The following is a 17,854-nucleotide window of genomic DNA, read 5'->3' as shown; positions in this document are numbered from 1 at the left end:
TTGAGGGACCAAACCGCAACCCTCCTTCACATCGCGAAGGAAGGTTTCGTGCTTCCCGCCAAGGTGAGAGAGCGTGACCGCTCCAGGACGAGCAATCCGATCAGGAATCCTGCGAACAGCCCGACAAAAAGAAACGCCGCAACACGAACCTCGGACTGAGATGCATGGCGGTCAGGACAGCTTCCCCGCGGGCACGCTATCCGGTGCGGCCTTCTTGCTGCTGGCCTCACGGAAAAGCAGCTGGACGAGGCTCGGCTTTTGCGCGAAAGTGGCAACAGCCACGGTTTTGCGCACGAATTCATCCGAGGTGAGCTGCTGCAGCATAGAGTCCGCAAGGTCGGTCCGTGACGTGAAAATGCCATTGATATAGCCGACGGCCATCTTGTAGTCCGTGATGGATTCGGTCTCGAAAAGGCCGGAGGGCCGCATTATTGTCCAGTCCAAACCACTGGCGGCGACGGCCGTTTCCATCCGCCGCATGTCCTCGTACAGAGTCTTCCCCAGCAGCTTGGTAACGAGGGGCTGCAGCACTTTGTCGAAAAGGAACCCGCCATGCGGACCGGCCGTGGTGTCGGTGGCGCTGGAGCTGACGCAGACCAATCGACGGACGCCGTGCTTGCCCATTGCCCGGATGATGTTGCCAGTGCCCACTGAATAGACCGTGATCGGCTGGCGGCTGTATGGAACACCAAGGGTTGAGAGAACAGCATCATTTCCTTCGACGACGGCGCTCAGGTCGTCGAAGTTGTACACATCGGCGCCGACCACGCGTAAGCCGGGGGCGGAAAGCGGGAAATCGTGCGGCCGGCGCGTAACAGCGGTGACGACATGGCCGGCGTCGAGCGCCTGTGCGGTGAGAATCCTTCCGGTGGGGCCGTTTGCCCCGAATACTGCAATCTTCATGTGATGCGGCCTCCGGTATTCTTGTCCTAGGAAAACCATACAATACAGAAACGATATCATATGAGTTCAATATCAAATCAAGAAGCCCCAACCCCCCGCCTTCGGCGGCGTGCTGTTGCTGAGCTCAAGGCCGAGCTTCGCGGCGTACGCCTGCAACTATCGGTGCTCAATCACCAGGTCGGCACTCAAGCCGAGCTGAAGGACGTTGACCTTGATTGTCTTGACCTGATTTCGAACCGGGGGCCGCTCAGCCCGAGCACGCTGGCCAAACACGCCGGCCTGCACCCAGCCACCATGACCGGCATCCTCGACCGGCTCGAACGCAGAGGCTGGATTGCGCGGGACCGCGATCCCTCCGACCGGCGCGCCGTGGTAATCCGGGTTCTTCCCGATAGAAACGCCGAGATGTTCCGCCTCTACGCGGGAATGAACAGCCTCATGGACACCATCTGTGCAGACTACGACGACGCCGAAATCGCCGTCATTACCGACTTCCTGCGGCGCGTCCAGGCCGCCGGGCGAACGGCGTCGGAAGAACTCGGCAGCTAATCGACGCTCGCTCACCTTTGGGGCCCAAAACGCTCACCCTCCTGCACATCAAAAGTGAAGGAGGGTGAGCGTTTTGGCCGTCAGATCTGCAGGAGGATCGCCCGAAAGCAGCCTAAAGGTGAGCGAGCGTTCGGGAAAAGCGAGCCAGATCTGCAGGAGGATCGCCGGGGAGGGTCCCCGGGGAGCGTCCCCGGGGAGGGACCCGGGCCCGGCTCGCCGGGCCCGGGTTTAGCCTTCGGCCTTGCGGTCTTCGATCAGCTTCTGCACCTGCGGGAACAGCGGGTGCGTCGGCGGCAGATCGGTAATGCGCTCAACCGCCTCGGCGGCGTCCATCTCGGAAAGCATCCGGGTGAGCTCCACGGCTTCGTCGTCTGCCCCGTCGTCGAAACGAAGGGCGGCGGACATCGCGTCGAGCAAGGCAACGGGGGTGACTCCGCGCTCGGCGAGCTCCGCGGCCGGGCCGATGAACCGTTCGTGCCGGCCCAGTTTGCGCAGCGGGGCACGGCCTACCCGGTTCACGGTGTCCGGCAGGTACGGGTTGGTGAAGCGGGACAGGATCTTCTGAACGTACGCTTCCTGCTCGGCCTCGACGAAGCCGTGCTTGGCCACGAGAAGCTGCTTGGTTTCCTCCAACACGGCCCGTACTCGTGAAGCTACGGAGGCATCGGCCATGGCTTCGGAGATCTTCTCCAAGCCGACGCCGTAGCCGAAGTACGCTGCCGAGGCGTGGCCGGTGTTGACGGTGAACAGCTTGCGCTCGATATACGGACCAAGCTCGTCCACGAAGGTCGCTCCCGGAATCACCGGGGGCGTACCCGCGAACGGGGTCCGGTCGATGACCCACTCGTAGAAAGTCTCCACGGTGACGTCCAGGCCTTGGCCGGGCGCCTGGTTGGGGACGATCCTGTCCACGGCAGTGTTGGCAAACACCGCCACGGAGGAAAGGTCACCCGCGGCCCCGTCCCAAGCGGCGTGCACTTCGGATTGCAGCAAGTCGGTCGCGTTGATCGCGTTCTCGCAGGCCATGACCTGAAGCGGAGCCAGCGACGGCGACCGGCCAGCCAGGCCGCGCGCGATCACTGGCGCCACGAACTTGAGGATGTGCGGCCCAACCGCCGTGGTGACGAGGTCCGCCGTCGCGATTTCCGCGACGACGGCAGCCTCCTCAGAGCCCGAATTCAGGGCCCGGAAACCGGACACGGTCTTGACTGTTGCATTTTCGCCAACCTCGTGGACCTCGTAGGAGGATGCGGAGGCGAGCTGGCTGATCAAGGCGTCCGCGACATCGGCGAAGACCACCTCATATCCAGCCTCGTGCAGCAGCAAGCCGACGAATCCCCGTCCGATGTTCCCGGCCCCAAAATGGACTGCCTTCACTATGCGTTGACCTTTCCGAACAGATCCAGCACTTCCTCCACCGACGTGGCCTGCTCAAGCTGGGCTACTTGCGCCTTGTCCGTGAAGATCTTGGCGATGGAGGCCAGGATGTGGAGGTGCTCGTTGTCGATCCCGGCGACGCCGACGACGAACTTGACCTGCTTGCCACCCCAGTCGATGCCCTCGGGGTAGCGGACAATCGACACACCGGAGTGCAGGATGTGGTCCTTTGCGGCGTTGGTGCCGTGCGGGATAGCCAGGAAGCTGCCCATGTATGTGGACACCGATTCCTCGCGTTCATGCATGGCGTGAATGTAGCCCATGTCCACGGAGCCGCGGTCCAGCAGGAGCTTGCCGGCTTCGTCGATGGCCGAATCACGGTCCGTCGCGGTGCCGTTGAGGATCACGCTTTCGGCGAGCAGAACATCCCTGCCCACGACGGCGGTGGCCGGCTGGGCGGCCGGTTCGGCCGCCGTCGTCGATCCTTGAGCGCCGGGAGCCGCGTTGCTGCTCTTGACCAGCTCGACGATCTCGTCGTACCGCGGGCTGTTCATGAAGTTGTCCACGGAGACGTGCACGGCTCCGGTCGTGAGCGGCTGCGCGCGTTCGGCAAGGTCCTGGTGCGTGATGACGACATCGTAGGTGTCGGTGAGGTTGGCGATGGCCGCGTTGGTGACCTTGACCTCCGGGAAACCGGCTGCCTTGATCTTGTTCCGCAGCACCGATGCGCCCATGGCGCTGGAGCCCATGCCGGCGTCGCACGCGAACACGATGTTCTGGATTGGGCGGGTCAGGAGGGCGGTACCGCCAGCGGCGCCCAGGAGGGCGGAGGAAACGGAACTCTTCTTGCCTTTCATTTCTTCCATCTTGGAGGTGGCTGCGCCAAGGTCAACCTCGTCGCTGTGATGCGTGGTGCGGAGAATTAGCGAGGAGACGAGGAACGATACCGTCGCTGCCAAGATGACCGCCAAAATGACGCCCACATAGCTGTCCCGGGAGGTCTGGGCAACGACTGCGAAGATGGATCCCGGGGCTGCCGGAGCCACGAGGCCGGAGTTGGTGATTGCGAGTGTCGCAATGCCTGTCATGCCTCCGGCGATAGCTCCTAGGATCAGCAGCGGGCGCATCAGGACATACGGGAAGTAGATCTCATGGATCCCGCCAAGGAACTGGATGATCAAAGCGCCGGGTGCCGAGGCCTTCGCTGCTCCGCGTCCAAAGAAAATATAGGCGAGAAGAATTCCGGCTCCCGGACCGGGGTTGGCTTCAAGCAGGAACAAGATGGACTTACCTTGGTCGAGCGACTGCTGGATCCCCAACGGGGTCAGCACCCCGTGGTTGATTGCGTTGTTCAGGAAGAGGACCTTGGCGGGCTCGATGAAGATGCTGGTAAGCGGAAGGAGTCCGTTGTGGACCAGGAACTGGACGAAATTGCCCGCCGCCGTACTGAAGGCCTGGACCAGGGGAGAAATACCGAAGAAGCCGAGCATGGCGAGCAAGCCTCCCCAAATACCTGCGGAGAAGTTGTTCACCAGCATCTCGAAGCCCGGACGGATCTTGCCATCCCAGATGGAGTCGATCTTCTTCATCGTCCAGCCACCGAGCGGGCCCATAAGCATTGCACCGATAAACATCGGAATACCGGCACCAACGATCACGCCCATGGTACCGATAGCACCCACCACGCCGCCGCGGACGTCGTAGACCATCTTGCCGCCGGTGTACGCAATCAGGAGCGGCAGCAGATAGGTGATCATGGGGCCGACAAGGCCCACGTTCGGCGCGCCCGCAGCGTTGTTGCCGAAGCCGCCCAGTTCGGGGACGGGCAGCCAACCGGTCTTGATGAACAGGGCGGTAATGAGGCCCCATGCAATGAAGGCCCCGATGTTGGGCATGATCATGCCGGAGAGGAAAGTTCCGAACTTTTGGACACCAACGCGCAGGCTGGTGCGCGGTTTCGCAACGGACGCTGTTGCCATCTGTGAATTCCTAACGTGAGTCCCGCATCAGTGCGGGATCAGTCGATATCTATCGAAGGAGGACAGCTCTAGGAGCTGCTGGAGATTCGGTGAAGCCATTCAAGGAAAAGCTTCAGTTCCGAACTGGATAGTTGGTCTGAATGCGAGGCTTGGAGTGCCGCATTCAGCGCGATTGCCGCAACAACAACGGACGACTTGCCGGAGTCGTCGGCTGCGGCGCCACGGGCTGTTTCCGTGGACACAGCGAAAATCATGGAATCCCGGGTCATGGTGGAGAGCTCGAGGTTCCGGTCTTCCAATGGCTCTGCAATGAGCATGAGCGTGACACCAACGTTGGCTGCCAGGATGCTCCTTGCTGCCTCGCGCGGGGGTACGTTGATCTGCCCGGCAATGGCCGCCTTGCTCAGCATTTCCTCCAGAAGCGACTCGGCATCAGCCACGATGGCCGGCCTGCTTTCGGGACGGATATTGCCGAACATCACCAAGTAAAGGTGCGGTTGGGTGAGTCCGAACTGGACGTGGTTGTCCCACATCCGCCGGACGTCTTCCAGGGGTTCCCCAGAAGGTGCGAAGTCCCGCTCCCCCGCCACGTACTCCTCGAAGCCGGCTGCAACGACGGCGTCGAACAGCCCCTCCTTATCGCCGAAGTGGTGGTAAAGCGTGGGCGCCGTGACGCCGGCAAGTTTGGTGATTTGGCGCGTAGAGACCGGCGACCCGTCCGAATTCGCCAGCAACTCGGCAGCTGCACGGAGCAGCCGAGTTTTAGGCGGAAGCTGGTCATCGAAACTCATAGCCGCTACCCTAGCACCTATAGCAACGCTATATGAAGTGAGTCACAGGAGATTTTTTCGGACCCCGAGGCGCCGCAGCCGGTGGGTCCGATCCGAGAGCAGGAACAGAGGATTTCAGTGCAGAATTTCCAAGGAGTAGGCGTCAGCCCGGGCCGCGTCATTGGCACTATCCGTCAGATGCCCAAGCCAGTCAGCGAACCGCCGTCGGGCGAGCAGCTCGCGGTTTCCACGACGGCGGAAGAAGCCGTCGCCGGACTGAAAGCGGCGGCCCAGTCGGTCCACGACGAACTCAAGGCACGCGCGGACCGGGCCAGCGGAGACGGTAAGGCCGTGCTGGACGCCACCGCGCTGATGGCCAAGGACACCATGCTCCTGAAGTCGGCCACCAAGCTCATCAACAACAACGGCAGCTCCGCGGAACGCGCCATCTGGGAAGCGGGCGCCTCGGTATCGGAGATGCTCCACAACCTGGGCGGGTACATGGCCGAGCGTGCCACTGACGTCTTGGACGTACGCGCCCGGATCGTCGCCGAACTCCGCGGCGTCCCCGCCCCGGGGATCCCGGCGTCGGACACTCCTTTCATCCTGGTGGCCGAAGACCTGGCCCCTGCGGACACCGCGACGCTGGACCCCGCCATCGTGACAGCACTGGTCACTTCGGGCGGCGGACCGCAGTCCCACACGGCGATCATCGCGCGCTCGCTCGGCCTGCCCGCCGTCGTCGCTGCCCGCGGGGTGGACGAGATCCCGGACGGCTCCGAGGTCTTTGTGGATGGCGCGGCCGGCTCCCTCTCCCTCGAACCCTCCGAGGAGCAGCGCGCCGCCGCCCTCGCATGGGTCGAAAATGCCGCCACGCTGGCGGTTTTTGATGGAAACGGCACGACGGCGGACGGCCACTTGGTTCCGCTTCTCGCCAACGTGGGCGGGGCCAAGGACGCTGCCGCGGCCGCCGCGTTGGGCGCCCAGGGCGTGGGCCTTTTCCGCACCGAATTCTGTTTCCTGGAACGCGACACCGAACCGACCGTATTGGAACAAGCCGCAGCGTACAGGGGCGTGTTCGACGCCTTCCCGGGCAAGAAAGTGGTCCTCCGGACCCTCGACGCCGGCGCCGACAAGCCCCTTCCCTTCCTCACCGATGCCACCGAACCAAACCCGGCCCTCGGTGTGCGCGGCTACCGCACCGACTTCACCACGCCCGGCGTTTTGGAACGCCAACTCGAGGCAATCGCCATAGCCGCCGAGGAATCAGAAGCCGACGTTTGGGTCATGGCGCCCATGATCTCGACGCCGGCCGAAGCCGCCCGTTTCGCCTCGCTGTGTGACGCCGCCGGGATCAAGACTCCCGGTGTCATGGTGGAAGTTCCGTCCGCGGCTCTGACCTCGGCCTCGGTTCTGCGCCACGTAGGCTTCGCATCCCTGGGCACCAACGACCTCACGCAGTACGCCATGGCCGCCGACCGGCAACTCGGCCCCCTTGCCGAGCTCAACACGCCGTGGCAGCCTGCTGTTCTGCGCTTGGTGCAGTTGACCGTCGCGGGCTCTGCGGAAGAGGGCAACAACAAACCCGTTGGCGTCTGCGGTGAAGCAGCCGCAGACCCGGCCCTCGCCGTCGTACTTGTTGGCCTGGGGGTGTCCACACTATCCATGACCGCCCGGTCCCTGGCCGCCGTCGGAACCGTGCTCAAAACGGTGACCCTGGAACAGGCACAGGAGCTGGCCCGCTTGGCGCTCAGCGCATCCGACGCCCTCGACGCCAAGGCCTGGGTCCGTGCCAAGTTGCCGATCCTTGAGGAACTCGGGCTCTGAGCCCCGCCGCACCAACCTCAATCTGAACAAAAGGAGAAACCATGCCCGAACGCACCGCCATCATCGCCAGCCGCTCCGGAATGCACGCCCGCCCTGCGGCGATCTTCGCGGAAGCCGCAGGGGAATCCCCGGTTGAAGTGACCATCGCGATGGCCGGAGCCCCCGCCGATGACGCGCTCGACGGCGCCAGCATCCTTTCGCTCATGACGCTCGGCGCGGCGAAAGGCGACGTCGTGGTGCTGCGGGCAGAGGGCGACGGCGCCGACGCTGCTTTGGATTCCCTGGTAACTCTGCTGGAAACAGACCTCGACGCGGTTTAGCGCCGGGGCCCAGTGGGTGGGGACTGTGGCCGGCCGCAAGGGCCGGCCACAGCTTCCCGGGGTCTCTACCGGAAAACGCGCCACCAAGTACGGGGGACCGCGATGGCGCGCTGTCTGATTTGTGGGACCGGGTGCCGAATCGTGACGCGGAAATTCGATTCTTCTTTAACCGCCCTCGTCTTTAAGCGCCTCATCGATTGCTCCAACCGCACGCTCGCTCACATATGAAGGCCCCTTTCCCGACCCTCCTGCAGATATGACGGCCTTCAATCTGACGCCCGCTCACATATGGCAGCGTCCCGCCCCACGCTCCTGCAGATATGACACCAACCGAAAGGGACCGGGAATGCGCAAGCCTAGTGCCGCCGTCGCCTTCTATGCGCTCAGTACTGTGCTGCTCCCGGTCTCGCTGCTCGGCTATGCGATCTGGGTAGGCAAGCTCCTGGCCGCGAGGCCTTCCGGCGTGTCGACAAGCGCGCAAGCACCGCTCACCGTGAGGTGGGCGATGCACAATTTCGGCCTACGAGAAGACCAGGCCGCGAACCGGCTGTTGCCCATCCTGCCCGGAGTGCCTTGGCTGGGTATGCGGCTGGCATTTTGGCCGACGGTCTTCGCGCACCGCGTCACGGGCTTCGTCCCGAAGGCCTTCCGGTACCCCTTCGAGGGCGAGATACCTCCACAAGCCGAGGCGTCGGCCAGGGTCACGTTCTTCGACGGGGCCTTGGACCGCTTCCTTCCGGGGATCGACCAGTTGGTCATCCTCGGAGCCGGCTTCGACACGCGCCCATACCGCCTCCCGCAGGACGCCCCGGTCACTTCCTTCGAGATCGATGCCCCGAAGACGCAGGCCGTCAAGCGCGACATACTGATCAAGGCACGAATCGACGCACCTAGGGTCACGTTCGTGCCCGCGGACTTCGAGAAGGACGACTGGCTCGCCAAACTCGTGGACGCCGGGTTCGACCCCCGGCGCCCAGCTCTGTTCCTCTGGGAGGGCGTGACGATGTACCTCGACCGGAGAGCGATCGAGGACACACTGAGCAAGGTTGCGAGTTGCGCCAAGGGCAGCCTGCTCGCGTTCGACTACTTCACGACCGAGACCCTCGAGTCGAGTATGCCTTATTGGCGATTCGGGAGGGCTGCGGCCAAAGCAGTGGGAGGACCGTTGAAGTTCGGCGTGGACAGTGCACCGCCGTCGCGGGAGCGTCTATCCGAACTTCTCCGATCCTGTGGGTTGGCGCTACTCGAACAGCACGTGCTCGGTCGTGAGACCAAGAAGAAGCGCGCGTGGGGCGGCTTCGCGATTGCCGTGGTGGAGTGACGCAATGGCTCCAGCGACCACACCGAGCAGAGGGAAATAGGGCCTGCGGATCTGCAGGAGCGTTCCGTCAAAAGGGCTCAGATGTGCAGGAGCGTTCCGTCAAAAGGGCTCAAATCTGAGCGAGCGTCACAGGGCAGGGCAAGAGCAAGCCGCTCAGGCGAAGGCGGAAATGCCCGTAATGGAGCGTCCTATGATCAGGGCCTGGACGGTCTCCGTTCCCTCATATGTATGGATGCCTTCGATATCGGCGAAGTGCCGTGCCACGCGGTTGGCCAACAGGATTCCGTTGCCGCCGAGCAGGTCACGCGCGTTCGAGGCGATGCTGCGGGCGGTCCGGGTGCACGTGAACTTTGCGAGCGCCGCCTGCGCGGGGGTCAGGACGCCCTCTTCGTCCAGCCTGGTCATCTGCATGACCATGAGTTGCATCGTGGCGAGCTCGGAGTGCATGCGGGCAAGACGCTCCTGCACAATCTGCGAAGCTGCCAGCGGGCGGCCGAACTGCCGGCGCTGGGCGGCGTACTGCACCGCAGTCTCGTAGCAGGCCGTGGCATGCCCGACGGCGGACCAGGCCACTCCCAGCCGGGTCGCCAAAAGGACGCGGGCGGTGTCCTTGAAACTCCTTGCGCCCGGGAGGACGTTTTCCGCCGGCACGAAGACGTTTTCCAAGCGGATGTGCGCCTGAAAGATGGCCCGCAGGGAGAGCTTGCCCTCAATGGTGGCGGCGGAGTAGCCGGAGGAATCCTGCGGGACAAGGTAGCCATGGACCTGCCCGTCATCGCCACGAGCCCAGACCACCGTCAGGCCACCGATCGAGCCGTTGCCGATCCACTTCTTTTCGCCATTGAGGACATAACCGCCCTCGACGGCTGTTGCGGTGGTTTCGAGCCCTACCGAATCGGAGCCGTGCGCCGGCTCGGTCAAGGCGAACGCGCCATATTCCTCGGCCCGGGAAAGCGCTGGAAGCCAGCGGGCCTGCTGTTCGGGAGATCCGCATTCGGCCACGGAACGCAAAGCCAAACCACCTTGGACCGCCACCACCGTGCCGATGGAGCCGTCGCCGCGGCTCAGCTCCATGGTGACCAGCCCGGCGGCGGTCTTGCTCATGGCCGGGAACCCGTCGACGTCGATCCCGTCGCGCAGAAGGTCGAGTTCGCCCAGACGCTTCACGAGGTGCAGCGGGTACTCTGCGCGCTCCCAGTAGCCCGCGATGACCGGGAGGACTTCATTTTGGACAAAGGCCCGGGCGCGATCCCAGTAGGCGCGGTCCTCGTTGCTGATGTCCTTGAAAACGGAGGCCGGATCCGGGTCCAGGGCCTCGTTCAGGACATATTCGGGCTCCGTGGTGCCTATCGGGAAAACAGCGCCGTGCGGAAAAACGGCATTCAGTTCTGCGGAAGTGTCGTCGGACGTCGTCGTCATGGAGGAATCCTCGCTCTGGGGTTACGATCTGCGACTCCCAGCATGCGCTGACACTCAGTTTCATGTCAAGGAACTCAGTTCCAAAGAACCGCGACGAAACCGAGCTACGTCAGGGCGTCGCGGACCGCTTGGAGGATTTGCTCCGTGCCTGCGGCCGGATCCAGGACAGCAACCACGACGGCGGGACGCCCACTTTCTGCGGACGACTCACCAGCCGCCTGGCTCACTGGAACCCGGGCAGGACCCCCGGCGAAAGTGTCAGCCAGAGCCTCCAAATCCCGCGCGAGCCGGGCAGCCAACCCTCGGGCTTCAGCTTGCCGCGCGTCGCCCTCGATGTGCTCGCGGTCAACAGCCGCCCGCAGCCATTGGCGCAGGACGCTGTTGTGCACCGCGACTACTGCCGCAGCAAAGGCCACGGCAGTGAGTTCCCGGTTCTCGCCCTCGGGAAGTGCCGCCTGGAGATGGCCTCGAAAGGCCCGCTGATAGCGATGTGTCATAACCAGTTCACGATCACGAAGGGCGGGCACGCGGCGCAGGAGCTCGTAGCGCGCCAAGGAGGTTTCGCGGCTACCTACGTGGTGGTCGAAGACCAAGAGCGCGGCATCCACAACCGAACGCAACGGATCCGCCGTCGTACGCGAAAGCAGCTCTTGAACCCGGGCGAGAATGCGGTCGTGATCAGCGAAAATGATGTCCTCTTTGGAGCCGAACTTGCGGAAGAACGTGCTGCGGCTGATTCCTGCGGCGTCGGCGAGGTCGTCTACGGAGGTGGCGTCGTAGCCTTGCCGCACCAGTAGCTCGATTGCGGCGGCCACGGCGGGTCCCGGATCAGGATTGGCGGGGTAGTTGACCATAGGCGTGAATCTAGCGCAGTTCCGTCCAACAAATCGATGCGGCTAGGCTTCTGCCATGGCATTGATAGCTCCCCGCGTGACGCCAGGCCTGCCCGCAGACGACGCCCGGAACCTGGCGCGCTCACTCCAGGACAGCAACGACATCACCGTTTTCGTTGACGGCACGGTCCACCGGCTGCCCGATGAGGCAAGGGACGCCGTCGTCGATCTCCTCGGCCGGCTGGGCCGAGGCGAAGCGGTGACGGTCAGCAGCGTGGAGGAAATGCTGACCACGTCGCGAGCGGCCGAACTCGCCGGAATCTCGCACACCTACCTGCGCAACATGACCGATCGTGGCGAAATCCCGGTCGAATACCGCGGCACGCACCGTCGGATCCGGCTCGCGGACATCATGGCGTGGCTGGAGACGCAGAAGAAGAAGGCCGCGGCAGATAAGGAAAGCTAGGCGAGGGCCGCCTTCAGCGCCGCGTGGACCCAATCCCGGTACCTCTCCGGTTCCCAGCCGAAATCCAGTACCAGTGATCGATAGGTGTCAGGGTGGCCCACGGACCAGATCACGGCCGCTGCTTGCTCATCGCTCATGCCGGAGGTCAACGCCCCGCGTTGCCGGAGCGCGTCAGCCGCTTCGGCGTAGTTCCGTAGCCGGAGCTCTGCCCGGTCCCTCAGCACTTTGGCCGCTTCAGCGTCGACGGCGGAGGCCTGCCTCATGACGCTGAACAGTTCGCTGCTGCGTGGGTGCACCTCGGAGAACCAGTCAGCCAACAATTCAATGACCGCGCCTGCGTCGACGGCCGCGGCTGTCCGCGCGCGCATGGTTTCCGGAACGGAACGGGGCGCCTCCGGACCGGCAGCCGTAGCGTCGACCACGGCCGACAGTAGCGCCGCCTTGTTGCCCACGGAGTTGTAAATGGTCTGGATAGCCACGCCAGCCTGCTCGGCAACTGCCCCGATAGTGGTGGCCACGTATCCCCTGCTCAGAAACAGTTCCTTAGCGGCCTCAACCACCGCAGCCTTCGTGGCGACAGCTTGAGCCATCCGCCTGTCGTTATGCCGAATCTCCACGAAAAAAGAATAGCATTCCAGTGACTGGAATGCTATTCTAATGAAGCCAGCACACCTCAGGAGGCTTCGCGATGGACATGAACGTTGAGCAAGTAGACACCGCGGTTATCGGCGCCGGACAGGCCGGGCTCGCCACCGGATTCCATCTGAAGAAACAAGGGCAAGACTTCCTCATCCTGGATTCACGTGCTCGCACAGGCGATGTGTGGCGGAACCGCTGGGATTCCTTGCGACTCTTCACCCCTGCGCAGCACGACTCGCTGCCCGGCCTGCCCTTCCCCGCCAACCGGGGCACCTTTCCCAGCAAAGACGCCATGGCCGAATACCTCGAGGCGTATGCCGGCAACTGGAACCTCCCGGTGCGTCATGGCGTCCAGGTCACCGGAATCGAGCGCGACGACGGCCGATACCGAGTCCAGTCAAGCTCCGGACCGATCCTGGCCAAGAACGTGGTTGTTGCAACGGGCCCGAATGCCCGCCCGAGGATTCCAGCCTTCGCGGAGGCCTTGGACCCAGGCATTCACCAACTGCACGGCGCGGAGTACGCCAACCCGGACTCAGTTCCGCCCGGAGATGTCCTGGTGGTCGGCTCCGGCACTTCCGGCGTCGAAATTGCCTTGGAGCTCGCATCCAGCCACCGCACCTACATCGCCGGAACTCCCCCGTTCCACGTTCCGGGTCCAGTGACGCGATACGCCGGGGGGCTTTGGTGGCTCTTCATCCACAATGTGATGAACCGATCCACTCCTATCGGCCGCAAGGTTGCGGTCGGCTTCACCAAGCACGGCGCGCCTCTGATCCGGGCCTCCACAAAAGAGCTCGACGCCGCGGCAGTCACCCGCCTGCCACGCCTGACGGGCACCCATGGGGGCCAACCGCTCCTGGACGATGGCCAAACACTCCCAGTCTCCACCGTGATCTGGGCGACCGGCTACCAACCGGACTTTGCCTGGATCCAAGGACTTCCGGCGGACGAGGACGGCTGGCCGCTTACCTGCCGGGGCGCCGTGGAACAACTGCCGGGGCTGTTCTTCGTGGGCATGCCGTTCCAATACGGGCTGACCTCGGGCCTTGTGGGTGGCGTCGGCCGGGACGCCGAACATGTCGCCGGACTCATCGCCGGGCAAACTGGAGCGCAGCGGAACTAGATCCGCGCGCGAAATCCCGCGGAATACCGGTCGCCCGGCCCGTTATCTAAATGTGACTTTTCTAGTCGGCTGTTGTAGCGTCGAGGGGCGACCCAATCCCCAGCTGGGCCGCTTCCGGGCTGACGCCGAGCTCTGCCGCAACCCGGATTCCGCTAGACGTGCGGCAGAGACGGGGGACCCAGAGTCTCCGGGCCTACTTCTCCACAGGCCCTTGGGGTGAAGCCGCCATGCGCGGCCGGACGGCCTCGTCCGAACCCGACAGCTAACCTCGAAGGCGTTGAGAGGCAATCACCATGTCCCCAACCATGGATCAGCCTCGCCGTGCCCAAGTGGCGCGCGAGCGCACCAAACCGACCGGACGCCGTCGGGCCCAAGACGGTGGACCGTTCATCCCTGAACCGGCTTCCGAAATTTCGACGCCGGCACCAACCACCCCGACGAACCCGACGACGGCGGCGCCCACCACGCGAGCGGCCGCCCGCGCGGCCGAGCGGAAACGGGCAGCCCAAGCCAGCGAGACCGCGAGCATTCCGGCGGTTCCACCCGCAGCGGTGGAACCAACTACCGCCCCCGAACCCGCCACCGCGGCTATTCCGATAGTGGCAACAAAGACGGCGGCACCCGCGGCTCCCGCTGAACCGGAACCCGCCACCGCAGTCATCTCGACCGTTGCACCCCCCGCCGAAACCCAGAAGGCACCCACAACCGCCCTTCCAACGGCAACTCGTGCAGGCTTCACTCCGGTGTCCTCTGCCGGATCGTCGTTCAGCCGGGAACCGCACGCCGTCCTCAAAAAGGCTGCGACCATCCGGACGATGAGCAACCGAATGGCAGTGGTGACAGGAGCCCTAGGCATCTTGTTGGCGGCGGCTTCCGTCAGCCAGGCTCTTGAGTTGCCCTTCTTCGGCCAGGAAACCCGCGCCCAGGACCAGAGCTCCACGCAGTCCGGCACTCCTTCCACGACGGCAAGCACTTCCCCCAGCACTGCAGCGCTACCTTCGGCAGCTACCCCGAGCGCCAAGGCCGGTCAGACTACTGCGGACCCAGCGCAAGGGCCGCAGCAAGGGCCCGCCGCCGTCAAGCCGTCGAGCGCGGGGGCACCATCAGTCTCCATTCGGGTTCCCTCCGTAGTCCCATCAGCGCTGCCCCCAAGCCTTACTCCGGTGCCAGCCGTTCCCACACCGGCGCAACCCGCTCCGGCTCCCAGCCCGGATCCCCCGGTCACGGTCACCCCGACCCCCACCGATCCGGCCTCGCCGACGCCCACCCCGACCGACCCGTCCTCGCACACGCCACCTGGCCAATCGAAGCCGAAACCGCCGGTACAGCCCAGCAGCCCATCGACGGCCACGCCGCAGCCCACCCAACCGGGCGTGGATCTCGGGTCGATTTTGGACGCCGCGAGCGGAGCTCTGCTGTGAGGATGGGAAAGCATCGAACCTCTTCCGTCGAGTGGCACGGCCGGTGCTGCCGGAGCACCAAGACCGCAACAGTCCAGCGTCGCCCGGACCGCTGGCGCTGCAGCCTTCAGCTGCGGCCGTTCAAGGGGTAACCGGCGCGGCCTCAAATGCGGGCAACCTCAAATCCGCGGCCGCCCCGCCCAGCGGCGCGCTTTGAGCGTCGCGTGCAGTTCGAGCCGGATAGCGCCATTCAACGGATCAGCACCGATGAGTTGCCGGACCCTGGCCAGCCGGTTGTAGATGCTGCTGCGGTGCAAGTGCAGCTTCGTGGCCACGTCCTGGACCGAACCGTCGCTGTCGTAAAGCAGTTCGAGCACGGGCAGGAGCTCGCCGTTGCGGTCTGCGTCCTCGATCGCCTGGAAATGTGAAGAGCCCGAATCGTCCCAGCCGCCAGGCGCCTGCAGCCGTTCGAACAACTGGTAGATGCCCGCCGAGCGGCTGTCCACGAGCTCGCCGAGTGGAGGATCGACGGCGGCAGCCTGGGCCGCGAGCTTCGATTGCCGGTAGGCCCGCCCCAATTGACGGACCACCGAAAACGGCTCGCTGATGCCAAGGATGACCCGGTCCACCTTCCGGCCGGCACGCTTGGCGAGCTCGAGCTGATAGTGGACCAGGACTTGCGCATGTTCGGCCCGGCCGCCGGTTTCGCGGAACAGCAGGACCGAATGCGTCTCCGTGCCGGCGCTGAAAAGTACGGAATCGACGCCGATGGTTGCCTGCAGCGCCGCGGAACGGTGCGTCAGCGTGGCCGCGATGGGATCGGCGACGCCGCGGCTGTCCTCTGCGTCAAGCACGGTAACCAACTGCCACGGGCCCCGGCCTTGGATTTCCTTCCATCCGGCCACGGCCGCCACCGCGTTGGATTCTCCTTGGCAAGCAGCCAGGAATTCCTGCTCTCGGCGGCGCCGGAACTCCGACTCGGCGGTATTGGAATCGAGCAGCAGTCCTGCCAGGAGGTCCAGCTCGTCCCGGACGCCCGGCAACTCGGCGAGGATCGCCGTCGCGGTCTGCTCGTCAAGGTCCTGCTGGACCCAGAGGTACCCCACGCGGAAACCGCGCACCAGCAGCGGGACGCAGACGCGCCCCACCATGCCGAGCTCTTCATTGGCGGGTACGACGACGGGACGCACTGCCGTGGCGATGCCGTGCGAAAGCTGCCAAGCACTGACGTCCACCGGAACCCGTTTGCTCAGGAGGAAATTCACGCGCACGCGGTCCGCATGGGATTGGTTGGAACTGTAGGCGAGCAGGACGCCGTCGAGGTCTTCCAGGGAGAGGCCGCGGCCCAACTTGAGTGCGACGTCCTCGACGATTTTCTCCACGTCTTGCTGCATGGAGAAAACACTACTTTGCCCACCGAACATCAGGCGACACCTGACGCTCTCAGCCTCGACAAATGTCGAGCCTGAGAAGGCAAAAACCCCGGAAATCCAGGGAAGTTCCTGACGGCTGCCGTCGCCTTTCATGTCGCTTGGCTCACAGCGGATTTATTCTGGAATCACAGTCCCCCGCAGAGAAAAAGGCCGTTGAAGCCTTTCGAACATGGAGCCCAAAATGATTATCGGTGTCCCCAAAGAGATCAAGAACAACGAATTCCGCGTTGCCATCACCGCCGCGGGGGTTCACGAGTTCCGCACACACGGCCACTCCGTCCTGGTGGAGCGCGGCGCGGGCCTGGGCTCCGGCATCACGGACGAGGAATACGCGGTTGCGGGTGCTGAGATCGTGGCCGAAGCCGACGACGTCTGGGCACGCGCTGACATGGTCATGAAGGTCAAGGAACCCATCAGCGCCGAGTACCACCGCTTCCGCAAGGGCCTTATCCTCTTCACCTACCTGCACCTGGCCGCCGAGCCTGAACTGACACAGGAGCTCATCAATTCCGGCGTCACGGCCATCGCCTACGAAACCGTGCAGGAAGGCCGCACCCTGCCCCTGCTGGCACCTATGTCCGAGGTCGCTGGGCGACTGTCGGTCGTCGTGGGAGCCTCCTCCCTCATGGCACCGGCCGGCGGCAAGGGTGTGCTGCTGGGCGGCGTTCCGGGTGTCCGCCCGGCCAAGGTTGTTGTCCTCGGCGCCGGCGTTGCCGGAACCAACGCCGCTGCAATGGCTCTGGGCCTCGGTGCCGATGTCACCATCATGGACATCAACATCAACCGCCTGCGCGAACTGGACGCTCTCTACCAGGGCCGCCTGAAGACCGTCGCCTCCAACGCGTACGAGATCGAGAAGTCAGTCATCGACGCAGATCTCGTCATTGGCTCCGTGCTGATCCCGGGGGCCAAGGCTCCCAAACTGGTCACCAATGAGCTGGTCTCCCGCATGAAGCCCGGCTCCGTGCTGGTGGACATCGCCGTGGATCAGGGCGGCTGCTTCGAGGACACGCACCCCACCACGCACCAGGAACCCACGTACAAGGTCCACAACTCGATCTTCTACTGCGTCGCCAACATGCCCGGCGCCGTTCCGAACACCTCCACCTACGCGCTGACCAACGTCACCCTGCGTTATGGAGTGGCACTTGCCAACCTGGGCGTCAAGGCTGCCTTCGACCGCGACCCCGCACTGGCTGCCGGCCTCAACATCGCCGGAGGCCACGTGGCTCACCACTCGGTTTCCGAGGCGCACAACCTGCCCCTCGTCGCCGACTGGCACAATCTGGTCTCGGCCTAGCCTTCTTTCCGCTTCTAACGAGCGCGACGCGGTCTAACCGGGCCCGACGGCGGGGTGCGGCTTCCATGGGAAGCGGCACCCCGCCGTCGTGGTTCTTGCGGACCCTCGCTCACCTTTAAGGCATGGTTGGCCCAACGCTCCGTCACGTCAAGTGCAGGAGGGTTGCAGGAATCGGGCGTATTCCTGATCGAG

The 17,854-nt window shown here is 64.3% G+C and carries 16 protein-coding genes and 1 riboswitch; of the genes, 8 read left to right on the top strand and 8 right to left on the bottom strand.

The genetic code is table 11. The features are described 5' to 3' along the window. Positions 1-171: 171 nt before the first annotated feature. Positions 172-903 (bottom strand): NAD(P)-dependent oxidoreductase, encoded by a 732-nt coding sequence (locus OW521_RS12905; protein WP_268020038.1) that lies wholly within the window; start codon positions 901-903, stop codon positions 172-174. 60 nt (positions 904-963) lie between these two features. Here OW521_RS12905 and OW521_RS12900 point away from each other — a divergent pair, with 60 nt between their 5' ends. Beyond that, positions 964-1,452: a MarR family winged helix-turn-helix transcriptional regulator gene (locus tag OW521_RS12900; protein ID WP_268020037.1), complete on the top strand. Its 489-nt coding sequence runs from the start codon at positions 964-966 to the stop codon at positions 1,450-1,452. Positions 1,453-1,680: 228 nt separating this feature from the next. Here OW521_RS12900 and OW521_RS12895 read toward each other — a convergent pair whose 3' ends face one another. The 3 genes from OW521_RS12895 to OW521_RS12885 form a co-directional block, all read right to left on the bottom strand. After that, the gene (locus OW521_RS12895; RefSeq protein WP_268020036.1) at positions 1,681-2,829 is read right to left on the bottom strand and encodes a mannitol-1-phosphate 5-dehydrogenase; all 1,149 of its coding nucleotides are present in this window, start codon (positions 2,827-2,829) and stop codon (positions 1,681-1,683) included. Then, entirely contained in the window at positions 2,829-4,808 is a 1,980-nt protein-coding gene (locus OW521_RS12890) for a PTS mannitol transporter subunit IICBA (RefSeq protein ID WP_268020035.1), read from the bottom strand. The genes OW521_RS12895 and OW521_RS12890 overlap by 1 nt, the downstream gene beginning before the upstream one ends. A 68-nt stretch (positions 4,809-4,876) precedes the next feature. Beyond that, positions 4,877-5,599: a TetR/AcrR family transcriptional regulator gene (locus OW521_RS12885; RefSeq protein ID WP_234751842.1), complete on the bottom strand. Its 723-nt coding sequence runs from the start codon at positions 5,597-5,599 to the stop codon at positions 4,877-4,879. A 117-nt stretch (positions 5,600-5,716) separates the two neighbouring features. Here OW521_RS12885 and ptsP point away from each other — a divergent pair, with 117 nt between their 5' ends. The 3 genes from ptsP to OW521_RS12870 all read left to right on the top strand — a co-directional run bounded on the left by ptsP (position 5,717) and on the right by OW521_RS12870 (position 9,046). Beyond that, complete coding sequence (ptsP, locus tag OW521_RS12880) at positions 5,717-7,405, top strand: phosphoenolpyruvate--protein phosphotransferase (RefSeq protein ID WP_268020034.1); 1,689 nt, start codon at positions 5,717-5,719, stop codon at positions 7,403-7,405. A gap of 41 nt (positions 7,406-7,446) precedes the next feature. After that, entirely contained in the window at positions 7,447-7,725 is a 279-nt protein-coding gene (locus tag OW521_RS12875) for an HPr family phosphocarrier protein (RefSeq protein WP_268020033.1), read from the top strand. Positions 7,726-8,071: 346 nt separating this feature from the next. Then, complete coding sequence (locus OW521_RS12870; RefSeq protein WP_268020032.1) at positions 8,072-9,046, top strand: class I SAM-dependent methyltransferase; 975 nt, start codon at positions 8,072-8,074, stop codon at positions 9,044-9,046. A gap of 153 nt (positions 9,047-9,199) precedes the next feature. On the opposite strand, the gene OW521_RS12865 is transcribed toward OW521_RS12870, so the two are convergent. Then, positions 9,200-10,465, bottom strand: a complete 1,266-nt coding sequence (locus OW521_RS12865; RefSeq protein WP_268020031.1) for an acyl-CoA dehydrogenase family protein — start codon at positions 10,463-10,465, stop codon at positions 9,200-9,202. A 104-nt stretch (positions 10,466-10,569) separates the two neighbouring features. Continuing rightward, positions 10,570-11,319 carry a TetR/AcrR family transcriptional regulator gene (locus tag OW521_RS12860; protein ID WP_268020030.1) on the bottom strand — a complete coding sequence of 250 codons (750 nt, stop codon included), beginning with the start codon at positions 11,317-11,319 and terminating at the stop codon, positions 10,570-10,572. Positions 11,320-11,374: 55 nt separating this feature from the next. Here OW521_RS12860 and OW521_RS12855 point away from each other — a divergent pair, with 55 nt between their 5' ends. Beyond that, entirely contained in the window at positions 11,375-11,764 is a 390-nt protein-coding gene (locus OW521_RS12855) for a helix-turn-helix domain-containing protein (protein ID WP_268020029.1), read from the top strand. On the opposite strand, the gene OW521_RS12850 is transcribed toward OW521_RS12855, so the two are convergent. Then, positions 11,761-12,354 carry a TetR/AcrR family transcriptional regulator gene (locus tag OW521_RS12850; RefSeq protein ID WP_268020028.1) on the bottom strand — a complete coding sequence of 198 codons (594 nt, stop codon included), beginning with the start codon at positions 12,352-12,354 and terminating at the stop codon, positions 11,761-11,763. The two genes, OW521_RS12855 and OW521_RS12850, sit on opposite strands and share 4 nt — an antisense overlap. Positions 12,355-12,452: 98 nt before the next feature. Between OW521_RS12850 and OW521_RS12845 the strand changes: the two genes are divergently transcribed. After that, complete coding sequence (locus tag OW521_RS12845; protein ID WP_268020027.1) at positions 12,453-13,529, top strand: flavin-containing monooxygenase; 1,077 nt, start codon at positions 12,453-12,455, stop codon at positions 13,527-13,529. 140 nt (positions 13,530-13,669) lie between these two features. Further along, a riboswitch (cyclic di-AMP (ydaO/yuaA leader) is annotated at positions 13,670-13,820 on the top strand. Between the two features lie 2 nt (positions 13,821-13,822). Next, on the top strand, positions 13,823-14,950 hold the full coding sequence (locus OW521_RS12840; RefSeq protein ID WP_268020026.1) for a hypothetical protein: 1,128 nt from the start codon (positions 13,823-13,825) through the stop codon (positions 14,948-14,950). 158 nt (positions 14,951-15,108) lie between these two features. On the opposite strand, the gene OW521_RS12835 is transcribed toward OW521_RS12840, so the two are convergent. Then, complete coding sequence (locus tag OW521_RS12835; RefSeq protein WP_268020025.1) at positions 15,109-16,323, bottom strand: PucR family transcriptional regulator; 1,215 nt, start codon at positions 16,321-16,323, stop codon at positions 15,109-15,111. Between the two features lie 220 nt (positions 16,324-16,543). Here OW521_RS12835 and ald point away from each other — a divergent pair, with 220 nt between their 5' ends. Next, a complete protein-coding gene (gene ald / locus OW521_RS12830; protein WP_268020024.1) occupies positions 16,544-17,662 on the top strand; it encodes an alanine dehydrogenase in 1,119 nt (372 codons plus the stop codon). Positions 17,663-17,854: the final 192 nt, after the last annotated feature.

Origin of the sequence: Arthrobacter sp. MMS18-M83 (genome assembly GCF_026683955.1) — a bacterium.
GTDB lineage: Bacteria > Actinomycetota > Actinomycetes > Actinomycetales > Micrococcaceae > Arthrobacter.
The sequence above is the reverse complement of the archived record's forward strand: the minus strand, read 5'-3'. Positions and strand labels throughout refer to the sequence as shown.